Genomic DNA, 12746 nt, shown 5'->3' with positions numbered 1-12746 from the left:
GGCTTATCTTGGCCTCTCCCAATCTAGACCTGACCGCCGGCCCGCCAACGACCCGGCGAGCCCTTGGAGTGAGTGGTGCCCATGACTGACGCGACGATGCCTGCCCACACCGACGGGCAAGACGGGTACCTGAAGCGGCCTGCGATTTCCTTCGAGTTCTTTCCGCCCAAGACCGAAGATATGGAGCGCAATCTCTGGGACACCATCAACCGGCTGGCCCCGCTCGACCCGAAATTCGTCTCGGTCACCTATGGCGCCGGCGGCTCGACCCGTGAGCGCACCCATTCTACCATCTCGCGCATCCTGAAAGAAACCGCGCTGCTGCCGGCCGCGCATCTGACCTGCGTCGGCGCCTCGCGCGGGGAGATCGACGACATCGTCGACCGCTATCACGAGGTCGGCGTGCGCCACATCGTGGGCCTGCGCGGCGATCCTCCGGGCGGCATCGGCACGGCCTATTCCAGCCATCCCGACGGTTACCAGAGCTCCGCCGACCTCGTCGCCGGCATCAAGAAGCGGCACGGCGATATCGAGGTGTCGGTCTCGGCTTACCCTGAGAAGCATCCCGAGGCGCGCGACTTCGACGATGACATCGACACTCTGCAGGCCAAGGTGGATGCAGGTGCGACCCGCGCGATCACGCAGGTGTTCTTCGATAACGACCTCTATTTCCGCTATCTCGACCGCGTGCGCGCGCGTGGGATCAACATCCCGATCGTGCCGGGCATCATGCCCATGCACAATTTCAAGCAGGCGAGAGCCTTCGTCACCCGCGCCGGGACCTCCGTGCCGGACTGGTTCGCCGCGAAATTCGAGGGGCTCGACGAAGACGCCGAGACCCGCAAGCTGGTGGCGGCGACCGTCGCGGCCGGCCAGGTGCAGAAGCTCGCGAAGCACGGCGTCGACACCTTCCATTTCTACACCATGAACCGCGCCGATCTCGTGTTCGCGATCAGCCATTTGCTCGGCATCCGCGCCAAGAGCGCGCAGAAGGCGGCTTAAGACACCATGACCGTATCCACCTCTCCCAAGCGAACTGCCCTGCTCAACGCCGCGCGCGAGCGCATTCTCGTGCTCGACGGCGCCATGGGCACGATGATCCAGAACCTCCAGTTCGACGAAGCCGCCTTCCGCGGCGAGCGCTTCAAGACCTTCCATCGCGATTTGCGCGGCAACAACGACCTCCTGATCCTGACCCAGCCGCAGGCGATCGAGGACATCCACGCCGCCTATCTGCGTGCCGGCGCCGACATCGTCGCCACCAACACTTTCTCCACGACCTCGATCGCGCAGGCCGATTACGATCTCGCCGACATCGTCTACGAGATGGCGCGCGAAGGCGCCCGCCTCGCCGGCAATGCCGCACGCCGCGTCGAGGCCGAGGACGGCAAGCCGCGCTTTGTCGCCGGCGCCATCGGACCGACCAACCGCACCGCCTCGATCTCGCCCGACGTTTCCAATCCCGGCTACCGCGCCGTCACGTTCGACGATTTGCGCAAATCCTATGGCGAGCAGATCAACGGCATGCTCGACGGTGGCGTCGATCTGCTTCTGGTCGAGACCATCTTCGACACGCTGAACGCCAAGGCGGCGCTGTACGCGATCGCCGAGATCACCGAGGAGCGCGGCATCGACATGCCCGTGATGGTGTCTGGCACCATCACCGACAAGTCCGGCCGCCTGCTGTCCGGCCAATTGCCGGAAGCGTTCTGGCATTCGGTGCAGCACGCCAGGCCCGTGACCATCGGCTTCAACTGCGCGCTCGGCGCGGAAGATCTGCGCGCGCATATCGCCGATATCGGCCGCGTCGCCGACGCGCTTGTTTGTGCCTATCCCAATGCAGGCCTGCCCAACGAGTTCGGCCAGTATGACGAGACCCCGGAATACATGGCCCGCCTGGTCGGCGAGTTCGCGCGTGACGGCCTCGTCAACATCGTCGGCGGCTGCTGCGGCACCACGCCGGACCATATCGCTGCGATTGCGGCTGCGGTCGCGCCGCACAAGCCGCGCATCGTGCCGGAGATCGAACCTCGCTTGCGGCTCTCCGGCCTCGAGCCGTTCATCCTGACCGACGCGATTCCTTTCGTGAACGTCGGCGAGCGCACCAACGTCACCGGCTCCGCCCGCTTCCGCAAGCTGGTCACCGCCGGCGACTACACCGCCGCGCTGCAGGTGGCGCGCGACCAGGTCGAGAACGGCGCGCAGATCATCGACGTCAACATGGACGAGGGTCTTCTGGACTCGGAAGCCGCGATGGTGACCTTCCTCAACCTCGTCGCCGCCGAGCCCGACATCGCCCGCGTCCCCGTGATGGTCGACAGCTCGAAATTCTCGGTGATCGAGGCCGGCCTGAAATGCGTGCAGGGCAAGCCGGTCGTCAACTCGATCTCGATGAAGGAAGGCGAGGACAAGTTCATTCACGAGGCCAGGATCGCCCGCCGCCACGGCGCAGCCGTCGTGGTGATGGCGTTCGACGAGGTCGGCCAGGCCGATACGTTCGCGCGCAAGACCGAGATCTGCAAGCGCGCCTACGACATCCTGGTGAACCGCGTCGGCTTCCCGCCGGAGGACATCATCTTCGATCCGAATATTTTTGCGATCGCAACCGGCATCGATGAGCACAACAATTACGGCGTCGACTTCATCGAGGCGACGCGCTGGATCCGCAAGAATCTGCCGGGCGCGCACATTTCTGGTGGTGTGTCCAATTTGTCATTCTCGTTCCGCGGCAACGAGCCGGTGCGCGAGGCCATGCACTCGGTGTTCCTGTATCATGCCATCAAGGCCGGCATGGACATGGGCATCGTCAACGCCGGGCAGATGATCGTCTATGACGACATCGATCCCGAATTGCGCCAGGTGTGCGAGGACGTCATCCTCAACCGCGACCCCGGTGCGTCTGAGCGCCTGCTGGCGCTCGCGGAAAGATTCCGCGGCAACAAGACCCAGACCAAGGAAGCCGATCTCGCCTGGCGCGAATGGCCGGTGGCGAAGCGGCTGTCGCATTCGCTGGTGCACGGGATCACCGAGTTCATCGAGCAGGATACCGAGGAGGCCCGCAAGGCCTCGAAGCGCCCGCTTGACGTGATCGAGGGACCGCTGATGGCCGGTATGAACGTGGTCGGCGATCTCTTCGGCGATGGCAAGATGTTCCTGCCGCAGGTGGTGAAGTCGGCCCGCGTGATGAAGCAGGCCGTGGCCTGGCTGATGCCATTCATGGAGGAAGAGAAGGCGCGCAACCTCGCCAACGGCATTGGCACGGAAGGCTCGTCGTCCGCCGGCAAGATCGTGCTCGCGACCGTCAAGGGCGACGTCCACGACATCGGCAAGAACATCGTCGGCATCGTGCTCCAGTGCAACAATTACGAGGTGATCGACCTCGGCGTGATGGTGCCGGCGGCCAAGATCGTCGAGACCGTGAAGGCGGAGAAGGCCGACATCGTCGGGCTGTCAGGCCTGATCACGCCCTCGCTCGACGAGATGGCGTTCTTCGCCGCCGAGTTGCAGCGCGAAGGCCTCAAGCTGCCGCTGTTGATCGGCGGCGCCACCACGAGCCGCGTGCATACGGCGGTCAAGATCGACCCGAGCTATCGCGCCGGCCCCGTGGTGCATGTCAACGACGCCAGCCGCGCGGTTGGTGTTGCGTCTGCTCTGCTGTCGCCCGAGAGGCGCGAGGCCTATGCCGCCGAAGTGCGCGCCGAATACGCAAAGATCTCGGACGCCCATATGCGCGCCCAGGCCGACAAGAAGCGGCTGAAGCTGGCGACCGCCCGCGCCAACCGCGTGCCGGTCGACTTTGCCGCGAACAAGCCGGTGAAGCCGACCTTCCTTGGCACCCGAAGCTTTGACGACTACGATCTCGCCGAGCTGGTGCCCTATATCGACTGGACGCCGTTCTTCCAGACCTGGGAGCTCGCCGGGCGCTTCCCCGCCATCCTCGACGATGCCAAGGTCGGCGAAGTCGCGCGCTCGCTCTACGACGACGCGCGGAAAATGCTCGACCTGATCGTCAAGGAGAAATGGTTCCGCGCGCGCGCTACCGTCGGCTTCTGGCCGGCCAATGCGCAGGGCGACGACATCGTGCTCTACGCCGACGAGAGCCGGACCAGGACGATCGCAACGCTGCACACGCTGCGCCAGCAGCTCGAGAAGCGCGAGGGCCGTTTCAACGCGGCGCTGTCCGACTTCGTCGCGCCCGCCACCACTGGCGTGCCCGATTATGTCGGCGGCTTCGTCGTCACCGCCGGCATCGGCGAGGATGTGGTCGCCGACCGTTTCAAGATGGCCAATGACGACTACTCGTCGATCCTGTGCAAGGCGCTGGCCGACCGCCTCGCCGAAGCCTTCGCCGAGCGCATGCATGCCCGCGTCCGCCGCGAGTTCTGGGCCTATGCGCCGGACGAGGCGCTCTCGACCGACGAGTTGATCCTCGAAAAATACCAGGGCATCCGTCCCGCCCCCGGCTATCCCGCGCAGCCCGATCACACCGAGAAGGCCACGCTGTTCGAACTGCTCGACGCCGAGAACACCGCCGGCGTGAAGCTGACCGAGAGCTTTGCGATGTGGCCGGGCTCCTCCGTGTCGGGGCTCTATCTCGCCAATCCCGAGAGCTATTATTTCGGCGTCGGCAAGATCGAGCGCGATCAGGTCGAGGATTATGCTTCGCGCAAGGGCATGAGCGTCGCCGAGACCGAGCGCTGGCTCGCGCCGATCCTGAACTACATCCCGGCGCGAGAGAGCGCGAGCAACAAGGCGGTGTTCGCGGCAACGCCTGCCAACGACGAGACGTCGAAGGAGCTCGCCTCGCATCCGCCGGGCTGCACCTGCGCGGTGCATCTGGTCTGGCAGAAGAAGCGCGCGGGCGCGGGCTAGGCGCCCTCCAAACAAAAAACGAGAAATCAACCCCATGCACAGTAGGCATGGGGTTGAAAAAGCTCGATAAATTTCGGCATTACCGAAATGGCTTGCGGCGTCGGGCAAAACACCTGTATGAATGCATGATCGCCGACCGCGTCCGTTTGATACTCACTGCCTCGTCCGCCGCTGGGCGCGTGCCACACGCTCGGTGTCGTCCTGGCGAAAGCCAGGATCCATGCCAGGTGATCCGTCGGTGACGATCGCTGGCAATATCGAACAACCAATCTTCGCCAAATGACCCGCTGGGGGCAATGCGTCCTGGCTTTCGTCAGGACGACATGGGTGAAGCAAATGCTCGGCCTGTACCGGAACGACGCAACGCATCGAGCAGCTGAGGCTGCGCCTCAAGAATTGGCCGCCTGTGAACTCGTTCACTTGTCCGCTCAACCTTGATTCGCTACCCTCTCGGCCTACTACCTTCAACCGACGATTTGCTTGGGATCGAACATGAAGCAGTTCATTGTACCGTTCGTCGCCGCGATCGCTCTCGTCGTGCTGCCCACGATTGCCGCGGCTGACTGTCCGAAAGGCTATGTGCCATGCGGCGAGAAAAATCAGTTGTGCTGCCCGGGAAAATAGCAAGCCGCAAATGGCTTTGGCTTGGTAGCGGAGTTTTTATCGCGATAGGCCTCGTGATGGTCTCCGTCTACGCCGGATTCCCGCGCAAGAAGCATACGATCACGGCCATCCTCTCCGAGACCGGATATTTCGAGGTGGTGCCGCCAAGCACGTTCGGCGGCCCCGGCACGATCAACACGATCGAGTATCTGAGCAACGGCCGGCTGGAGCTGCATCCCACTTGCGAGGTCGATCCGACGCTGCTGACCGGCAAGATCCAGAAATCGCGCACCGTCGACCGGGACTTGACGCAATCGCTTGAGAAAAAGCTCGACGTGTCGGCCCAGGTCAGGGACAAGCTGTCGGCCGTCGCCGGAATGCAGCAGGTCGAGGCCGTCAACCTCAAGCTCGAAAACGCCAATATTCTGCTGATATCCGACGAGTCGCTGATCTCGGCCCGCAACGCCTTGCTCAAGGCCGAGTGTGAGGACGCGGTCACCCAGAACGTTTCGAGCGGCGGCGTCGTCTGCCAGACGCGGTCTGTCCTCGAGGCCGACGTCGTCTACGAGATCAAATATCACAATGCGATTTCGATGGACGAGCGGGCCAAACTGACCTCCGAGATCGCGACGAAGCTCGATCTGGACGTCCATGAGGGGACGAACGACAAGGTCTCCGGCTCTCAATTGTTCTTTGGCATCAGACTGTCGCCAAATCCGATCGTGATGCACTCTGCCTCGGGCGAGATCAAGCCCTGCACGAGGAGATAGGATCGGCGCCGCACCCTGCCATGAACGCAACGCGCGTTCGCCGCGACCAATGGCGGACGCCGCCGAAGCGCAGGGGAATCGGATGCTGAACGCCCAACAATTGATGTGGACCCAGATTGCCGCCGGCATCGCGGTGCTTCTGTTTGGATTGACGCTGTTCAATCTGATCCGCATGCGGGGCCGGATGGTGGCGGCGCGGAGCTGGGACAAGGTGGAGGGCATCATTACGGTCTCCCAAGTCGACCAGCCGGCCGCGCATTCCTCGGACGACCGGAACGACGCCAAGCCCATCATCCGCTATCGCTATCAGGCCGGCGGTCAGGAGCTGGAAGGCGACAAGGTCTTTGTCGGCGGCACCGTCATCACGACGAGGGTCCTGGCCGCAAAACTGACCGGACGCTATCCGGTCGGTGCCCATGTCGACGTCCATGTCGATCCGAAGGAACCGACCGAGGCGCTGCTGGAGCCCGCCGCCGCACAGAACGTCGCGGCGCTGGTGGCGTTCACGATGGTGTTCGGCATCATCGCCGCCACCCTGACCGCGCATTCGTTCGCAGGCCACGTGCTCTACGCCGACAAGGGCGTGCCGCTGTTCGCGTTCGCGGTGCCGATCATCGTGCTCGTGGGCGGGGTGTTCCTCGCCGCCGATTATGTCCGGACGCGCCGGCTGGCGAGCGCCAGCCTGCGCTGGCCGACCGCGTCTGGCAGGGTCATCCATTGCGACGTGATCGAGGAAATCATCGAAGAGAAGACCGAGCACGACAATCGCCCGACGACGTCAAAGCTCGTCCACCGCTATCAGGTCGACCTGCGCTACGCCTACAGGGTGGGCAAGCGCGACTTCATCGGCACCGAAGTCGATTGGAACGGCACCATGATCTCCGGCCTGCGCGAGGTCGCCGAAGAAGCCGCGGCGAAATATCGACCAGGGAAGAGCGTTAAGGTCTATTACGATCCGGACCAGCCGGGGCAGGCCGTGCTGGAGCCTGCAAGCCGGAAAGGCGCGCTGGGGCCGCTGATCGGCGCCGCGGTTTGCGCGGTCGTCGGCGGCCTTTTCCTGATGATCCTGATCAAGGTCGGGTTCGCGTAGCGGCGCTTCTCCCTTCGCCTCTCCCCGCAAGCGGGAGGGCAATCGCATATGACGTGCGCCGATGCAGCAGCATCGGCAGCGGGCTCCCTCTCCCGCTTGCGGGGGAGGGCTGGGGTGGGGGTGTCTCCGCGTCGGGATTGTCGAGAATCGCGGAGGATGTCCCAGTGTGGTGAGAGCCCTCACCCGCCGCGCGGTCCTCGTGAAATCCCCTGCAATTGCGGGGAGCCTGAAAAAGCCTCACCCCTTCGGCGGTGCCAGCGGCTGCACGATCTCCTTGAACGGCGCCAGCGCCTCGCACGCGTCGGCGTGCGCCAACAGCGCCGGATAGCGCGACGGCTCGAACAACTGCGGATGGGCCTCGCGGGTGAAGCGCACGACGCAGGCCACCGCAACGTCGGCGTGGCCGATGCGCTCGCCCAGCCAGTACGGCGTGGTCACCTTGGCGCGCTCGGCCTCCAGCGCTTTCAGCACGTCCGCGATCTGCGCCTCGCAGCGTTCGACCCACAGCGCAAGCTGCTCCTTCCGCAGCACGCGCTCGTAGAGCAGGCTCACCGCCTTGTCGCCGAGACCGGAGGCGAGCGCGCAGATGCGCAAATGGCGCCGCCGCGCGGCACCGGAGCGCGGCAGCATCGCCTTCTCCGGCCCGACGAGCTCGTCGAGATAATCGAGGATGACCGTGCTCTCGATCAGCGCCTCGCCGTCATCGAGCACCAGCGTCGGCACCCGGCGCAGCGGGTTATAGGGCGCGATCTTGTCGGCGTCGCCGAAGGTGGACCACGGCTTGTGCTCGAAGGCGAGGCCGTAAAGCCGCAGCGCGATCGCAACGCGGCGGACGAAGGGGGAGTCGTATTGGCCGATCAGGAACATGGTTTTGCGCTCTTCTGGCTTTGGACGAGGCAGGGCCGATCAGTTTCCACGGCAAGGCCGCAGTGGCGCAAGCAAAATCACGGAAGTGGAGCATTGCGCCGGATGCAACGGCGCCGCGACAGCGTCTTCCGGATGCGCTATCAAGGACGGCATCATGACAGCAACGATGGACATCAATCGGGAGCGGATCGCGGCGACCGAGACCGTCATCCGCCCGCACATACGGCGCACGCCACTCATTGAGGCCGATCTCGCCGATTTTGGCCTGCCGTCCGCACCGGTCATTTTCAAGCTCGAGCTACTGCAGCATTCGGGATCGTTCAAGGCGCGGGGTGCCTTTGCCAATCTGCTGTTGCGCCAGGTGCCGGAGGCGGGTGTCGTCGCCGCATCGGGCGGCAATCACGGCGCGGCGGTGGCTTATGCGGCGCAGCGGCTCGGTGTTCCCGCCACGATCTTCGTGCCCGACATCACCTCGCCGGCCAAGGCCGAGCGTATCAAAGGCTACGGCGCGCAGCTCGTGGTCGCGGGCAGCCGCTATGCCGACGCGCTCGCCGCGAGCGAAACCCATGTCGCGCAGACCGGCGCCATGGCGGTGCATGCCTACGACCAGGTCGAGACCTTGCTCGGTCAGGGCAGCGTCGGAATGGAGCTGGAGCAGGATGCAGCGGGCGTCGACACGGTGCTGGTGGCAGTCGGCGGCGGCGGTCTGATCGGTGGTATGGCAGCCTGGAGTGCCGGCAGGACGCGCATCGTGGCGGTCGAGCCGGAGCAATCGCCAACGCTTCACGCCGCCTTCGCGGCAGGCGCGCCGATCGATGCGCCCGCGGGCGGCATCGCCGCCGACAGTCTCGCCCCGCGACGTGTCGGACAATTGATGTTTCCGATTGCGCGGGCCTATGTCGAGCGGGTCGTCCTCGTCGCCGAGGACGCCATCAGGCAGGCGCAGGTGGCCTTGTGGTCGAGCCTGCGCGTGGTCGCCGAGCCCGGCGGCGCAGCCGCATTTGCCGCCTTGCTCTCCGGTCGCTATCGTCCCGCACCCGGCGAGCGGGTCGCGGTGCTGGTTTGCGGCGCCAACACGACGGCAGTGAATTTCAACAGCTAGCGAGCTTCGCGGTGCCGGCACTCCGTCATTGCGAGCGCAGCGAAGCAATCCAGGATCTTTTCCACGGAAGCAGACTGGATTGCTTCGTCGCAAGGGCTCCTCGCAATGACGGTGGGAGACAGCTGCGCACTATTCGATGATCGGCACATGCTTTGCCGCGGACCGCAGCGCGGTGCCGTCGAGGCGCGGATCGTCGGCGACCTCGATCTGGCGTCGGAACGGGCGGAAGCCGGAGCGCAGATAGAACGCGACGGCGGACGGATGGTCGAAGGTGCAGGTGTGCACCCAGACGCGGGACAGGTCGCGTGACCACGCGAGCTCAAGCGCGCGGTTCATCATAAAGCGGGCGGCACCGCTGCCGATCAGTTTTGCGGTGACGCCGAAATACACGAGCTCGCACTGGCCGGCCTCGCGAAAGTCCAGCTCCAGCAGGCCTTCATCGTGGCCGTCCACGACAAGCGCATAGACCTCGACGCCCGGTGCATGGATGATTGCGGCGAGCTCGCCGTCGTTCATGCGCGCCCGCGAAAACCACAACCACTCCTCGCCGACGCGGCGATGGAGGTCGCGATACCAATGAAGCGCGGGGGTATCGACCTTGCGCAGGGTCCAAAGACCTGATGGAGCGCCGGAGGGATCGTCACGGCGCGGAGGGGGCGCGGTCATCTCGAGATGGGTGACGACGGCAGCGATCTTGCCCAGGGGTACGTCGGAATAGCCGTCGGGGAGGATCATGGGGCTGACTCGTTCAGTTCAGGCCAAGGCGGCGGCCATACAATCAGTGTCGTCCCGGCGAAGGCCGAGACCCATAACCACGAGTATAAATTGTTTTGCGGCGTTGAACGACGAGTCCCGTTCACAACGTCAGCTGCGGAGTATGGGTCCCGGCCTTCGCCGGGACGACAGTGTGCTTGTGGATGCGTCGCCGTTCGCCTCGGAGTCAGCGTGATCGCTCCCGCCGCCTATTCCCCCTCGTCGCTCGCGAGCACGCCCTTCACCGCCCTTGTCCATCCCGCCAGCTTCCGCTCGCGCGTGGCCTGACTCATGTTCGGCTTGAAGCGGTGCTCGAGGCGCCAGTTGTCGGCGAATTTGGTCGGCTCGGGATAGACTCCGGCCTGGAGGCCCGCGAGATAGGCGGCGCCGAGCGCCGTGGTCTCCTGGATCACCGGGCGATCGACCGGCGCGTCGAGCAGGTCGGCGAGGCGCTGCATGGTCCAGTCGGATGCGGTCATGCCGCCGTCGACGCGCAGCACGACGCTGGCCGTTTCCGAGCTCGGCCAGTCCGCGCGCATCGCGGCCCAGAGATCAAAGGTCTGGTAGCAGACGCTTTCCAGCGCAGCGTGGGCGAGCTCGGCCGGGCCGGTGTTGCGGGTGAGGCCGAACAGCGCGCCGCGGACGCGCGGATTCCAGTATGGTGCGCCCATGCCGACGAAGGCCGGGACGAGATAGACGCTCTGCATCGAGTCCGACTGATCGGCGAGAGGTCCGGTCTCGGCGGCGTGCTTGATGATGCCGAGGCCGTCGCGCAGCCACTGTACCGCCGAGCCCGCGACGAAGATCGAGCCTTCGAGCGCGTAGGTACGTTTGCCGCCGAGCTGGTAGGCGATGGTGGTGAGCAGCTTGTTCTTCGAGGCCACGGGCGTGGTGCCGGTGTTGAGCAGGGCGAAGCAGCCGGTGCCGTAGGTCGACTTCATCATGCCCGGACGGAAGCAGGCCTGGCCGATGGTCGCGGCCTGCTGGTCGCCGGCGATGCCGCAGATCGCAATCGCGCCGCCGAACAGGTCCGGCGTGCTCTCGCCGAAGCGGGCGGAGGAATCCTTCACCTCGGGCAGCATCGAGCGCGGAACGCCGATGATCTCCAAGAGCTCGTCGTCCCACTCGCCGGTGTGGATGTTGAACAGCAGCGTGCGCGAGGCGTTGGTGGCGTCGGTGGCGTGCACCTTGCCGCCGGTGAGGCGCCACAGCAGATAGCAATCGACGGTGCCGAACATCAGCTCGCCGCGCGCGGCACGCGACCGCGCGCCGGGGACGTGGTCGAGAATCCAGGCGACCTTGGTGCCGGAGAAATAGGGATCGATGATCAGGCCGGTCTTCTGCGAGATCACGGGCTCGCGGCCGTCGGCTTTCAGTCTGGCGCAGATGTCGGCGGTGCGGCGGTCCTGCCAGACGATGGCGCGGTGCACGGCCTGCCCGGTGGCGCGGTCCCACACCACGGTGGTCTCGCGCTGGTTGGTGATGCCGATCGCGGCGATGTCCTTTGCGCTGATGCCCGCCTGCGCGATCGCGTCGCGGCAGACCGTCACGGTCGAGGTCCAGATGTCCTCGGGCTCGTGCTCGACCCAGCCCGAGGCGGGGAAATGCTGCGGAAACTCGGCTTGCGCCTTCGCCGCGATGGAAATGTCGCCGCGAAACACGATCGCGCGCGAGGAGGTGGTGCCCTGGTCGATGGCGAGGACGAAAGACATGGAAGCTACCCTGGCGTTACCCTGGAGAGGGTCATTGTGTCGTGCCAAAGGGGAGCGGATTGGAGGCGGAAGGTCAAGGCTGGCTCGCTTACCCTCCCATGGAGGGTCCTCCAGGGGAGGGTAAGTGAAACGCCGCCTCGGTGCAATTGCAAGTGGTGCGAAGCCTACACCGCCGCCGTGGTCACGCCGCCGTCGATGACGATGGTCTGTCCCGTCATGAAGCTCGACGCGTCGGAGGCGAGGTAGGCGACTGCGCCCGCGATTTCGTCGGGTTCGCCGATGCGGCGAAGCGGCGTGGTCGCGGTGCGGCGTTTTAGATTCTCTTCGTCTTCCCACAGCGCGCGGGCGAAGTCGGTCTTGACGAGGCCGGGCGCGATGCAGTTGACGCGGACGCCTTTCGGGCCCCATTCGCCGGCGAGCGAACGACATAATGCGAAGTCGGCGGCCTTGGAGATGCCGTAGGCGCCGATCACGGTCGAACCACGCAGGCCGCCGATCGAGGAGATGATGATCACGGAGCCGTTGCCACGCTCGGCCATCTGCGGGATCGCCAGCGCGGAGAGCCAGATGTTGCTCTTGACGTTGCTGCCCATGATCTTGTCGAAGGCCTCGTCGGTGATGTCGAGCAGCGGGCCGTAATACGGGTTGACCGCGGCGTTGCAGACGAGGATGTCGATCTTGCCGTAGTGCTTGGTCGCACCCGCGATCAGCGCCTCGACCTCTTGCTTGCGCGCGATGTTGCAGGGGATGACGGTGGCGTCACCACCGGCCGCCTTGATGCCGTCGGCGACTGCCTTGCAGGCGTCGGCCTTGCGCGAGGAGACCACCACTTTGGCGCCGAGCTTTGCGAGCAGTTCGGCGGAGGAGCGGCCGATGCCGCGGCTGGAGCCGGTGACCACGGCGACCTTGCCGGTGAGATCGAACGGGGTGTTTTTCATTGTTGTTGGGCTCCGTTGAGGCCACTTGTTCAGTCGTCA

Annotated in this window: 10 protein-coding genes; 6 read left to right on the top strand and 4 right to left on the bottom strand. The window is 65.2% G+C overall.

The window, feature by feature from the left end:
- The first annotated feature begins 81 nt into the window (after nt 1–81).
- From metF to BRA1417_RS0108165, 5 genes are all read left to right on the top strand, one after another.
- Nucleotides 82–1002 (top strand): methylenetetrahydrofolate reductase [NAD(P)H], encoded by a 921-nt coding sequence (metF, locus tag BRA1417_RS0108185; RefSeq protein ID WP_027515421.1) that lies wholly within the window; start codon nt 82–84, stop codon nt 1000–1002.
- Between the two features lie 6 nt (nt 1003–1008).
- Entirely contained in the window at nt 1009–4872 is a 3864-nt protein-coding gene (gene metH, locus BRA1417_RS0108180) for a methionine synthase (protein ID WP_027515420.1), read from the top strand.
- Between the two features lie 492 nt (nt 4873–5364).
- Nucleotides 5365–5496: a hypothetical protein gene (locus BRA1417_RS45950; RefSeq protein ID WP_256379142.1), complete on the top strand. Its 132-nt coding sequence runs from the start codon at nt 5365–5367 to the stop codon at nt 5494–5496.
- 56 nt (nt 5497–5552) lie between these two features.
- A complete protein-coding gene (locus BRA1417_RS0108170) occupies nt 5553–6245 on the top strand; it encodes a hypothetical protein (RefSeq protein ID WP_245286342.1) in 693 nt (230 codons plus the stop codon).
- Between the two features lie 82 nt (nt 6246–6327).
- Complete coding sequence (locus tag BRA1417_RS0108165; protein WP_156948633.1) at nt 6328–7335, top strand: DUF3592 domain-containing protein; 1008 nt, start codon at nt 6328–6330, stop codon at nt 7333–7335.
- A gap of 237 nt (nt 7336–7572) precedes the next feature.
- On the opposite strand, the gene BRA1417_RS0108160 is transcribed toward BRA1417_RS0108165, so the two are convergent.
- On the bottom strand, nt 7573–8202 hold the full coding sequence (locus BRA1417_RS0108160; RefSeq protein ID WP_027515417.1) for a glutathione S-transferase family protein: 630 nt from the start codon (nt 8200–8202) through the stop codon (nt 7573–7575).
- Between the two features lie 154 nt (nt 8203–8356).
- Here BRA1417_RS0108160 and BRA1417_RS0108155 point away from each other — a divergent pair, with 154 nt between their 5' ends.
- Nucleotides 8357–9304, top strand: a complete 948-nt coding sequence (locus tag BRA1417_RS0108155) for a threonine/serine dehydratase (protein ID WP_051448468.1) — start codon at nt 8357–8359, stop codon at nt 9302–9304.
- Nucleotides 9305–9433: 129 nt separating this feature from the next.
- Here BRA1417_RS0108155 and BRA1417_RS0108150 read toward each other — a convergent pair whose 3' ends face one another.
- The 3 genes from BRA1417_RS0108150 to BRA1417_RS0108140 all read right to left on the bottom strand — a co-directional run bounded on the left by BRA1417_RS0108150 (nt 9434) and on the right by BRA1417_RS0108140 (nt 12707).
- Nucleotides 9434–10039, bottom strand: a complete 606-nt coding sequence (locus BRA1417_RS0108150) for an N-acetyltransferase (RefSeq protein ID WP_027515415.1) — start codon at nt 10037–10039, stop codon at nt 9434–9436.
- A 227-nt stretch (nt 10040–10266) separates the two neighbouring features.
- Nucleotides 10267–11769 (bottom strand): glycerol kinase GlpK, encoded by a 1503-nt coding sequence (gene glpK, locus BRA1417_RS0108145; RefSeq protein ID WP_027515414.1) that lies wholly within the window; start codon nt 11767–11769, stop codon nt 10267–10269.
- 164 nt (nt 11770–11933) lie between these two features.
- Nucleotides 11934–12707: an SDR family NAD(P)-dependent oxidoreductase gene (locus BRA1417_RS0108140; RefSeq protein ID WP_027515413.1), complete on the bottom strand. Its 774-nt coding sequence runs from the start codon at nt 12705–12707 to the stop codon at nt 11934–11936.
- Nucleotides 12708–12746 lie beyond the last annotated feature (39 nt).

The sequence above is a fragment of the Bradyrhizobium sp. WSM1417 genome (genome assembly GCF_000515415.1).
In the GTDB taxonomy this organism is placed as follows: domain Bacteria; phylum Pseudomonadota; class Alphaproteobacteria; order Rhizobiales; family Xanthobacteraceae; genus Bradyrhizobium.
Note: the sequence above shows the minus strand (reverse complement) of the source record. Positions and strands in the feature narration are given on the sequence as shown.

What these genes read in the sequence shown, in the direction of transcription:
- metF (WP_027515421.1), top strand. Translation starts at nt 82, where the DNA reads ATGACTGACGCGACGATGCCTGCCCACACCGACGGGCAAGACGGGTAC.
- metH (WP_027515420.1), top strand. Translation starts at nt 1,009, where the DNA reads ATGACCGTATCCACCTCTCCCAAGCGAACTGCCCTGCTCAACGCCGCG.
- BRA1417_RS45950 (WP_256379142.1), top strand. Translation starts at nt 5,365, where the DNA reads ATGAAGCAGTTCATTGTACCGTTCGTCGCCGCGATCGCTCTCGTCGTG.
- BRA1417_RS0108170 (WP_245286342.1), top strand. Translation starts at nt 5,553, where the DNA reads ATGGTCTCCGTCTACGCCGGATTCCCGCGCAAGAAGCATACGATCACG.
- BRA1417_RS0108165 (WP_156948633.1), top strand. Translation starts at nt 6,328, where the DNA reads ATGCTGAACGCCCAACAATTGATGTGGACCCAGATTGCCGCCGGCATC.
- BRA1417_RS0108160 (WP_027515417.1), bottom strand. Translation starts at nt 8,202, where the DNA reads ATGTTCCTGATCGGCCAATACGACTCCCCCTTCGTCCGCCGCGTTGCG.
- BRA1417_RS0108155 (WP_051448468.1), top strand. Translation starts at nt 8,357, where the DNA reads ATGACAGCAACGATGGACATCAATCGGGAGCGGATCGCGGCGACCGAG.
- BRA1417_RS0108150 (WP_027515415.1), bottom strand. Translation starts at nt 10,039, where the DNA reads ATGATCCTCCCCGACGGCTATTCCGACGTACCCCTGGGCAAGATCGCT.
- glpK (WP_027515414.1), bottom strand. Translation starts at nt 11,769, where the DNA reads ATGTCTTTCGTCCTCGCCATCGACCAGGGCACCACCTCCTCGCGCGCG.
- BRA1417_RS0108140 (WP_027515413.1), bottom strand. Translation starts at nt 12,707, where the DNA reads ATGAAAAACACCCCGTTCGATCTCACCGGCAAGGTCGCCGTGGTCACC.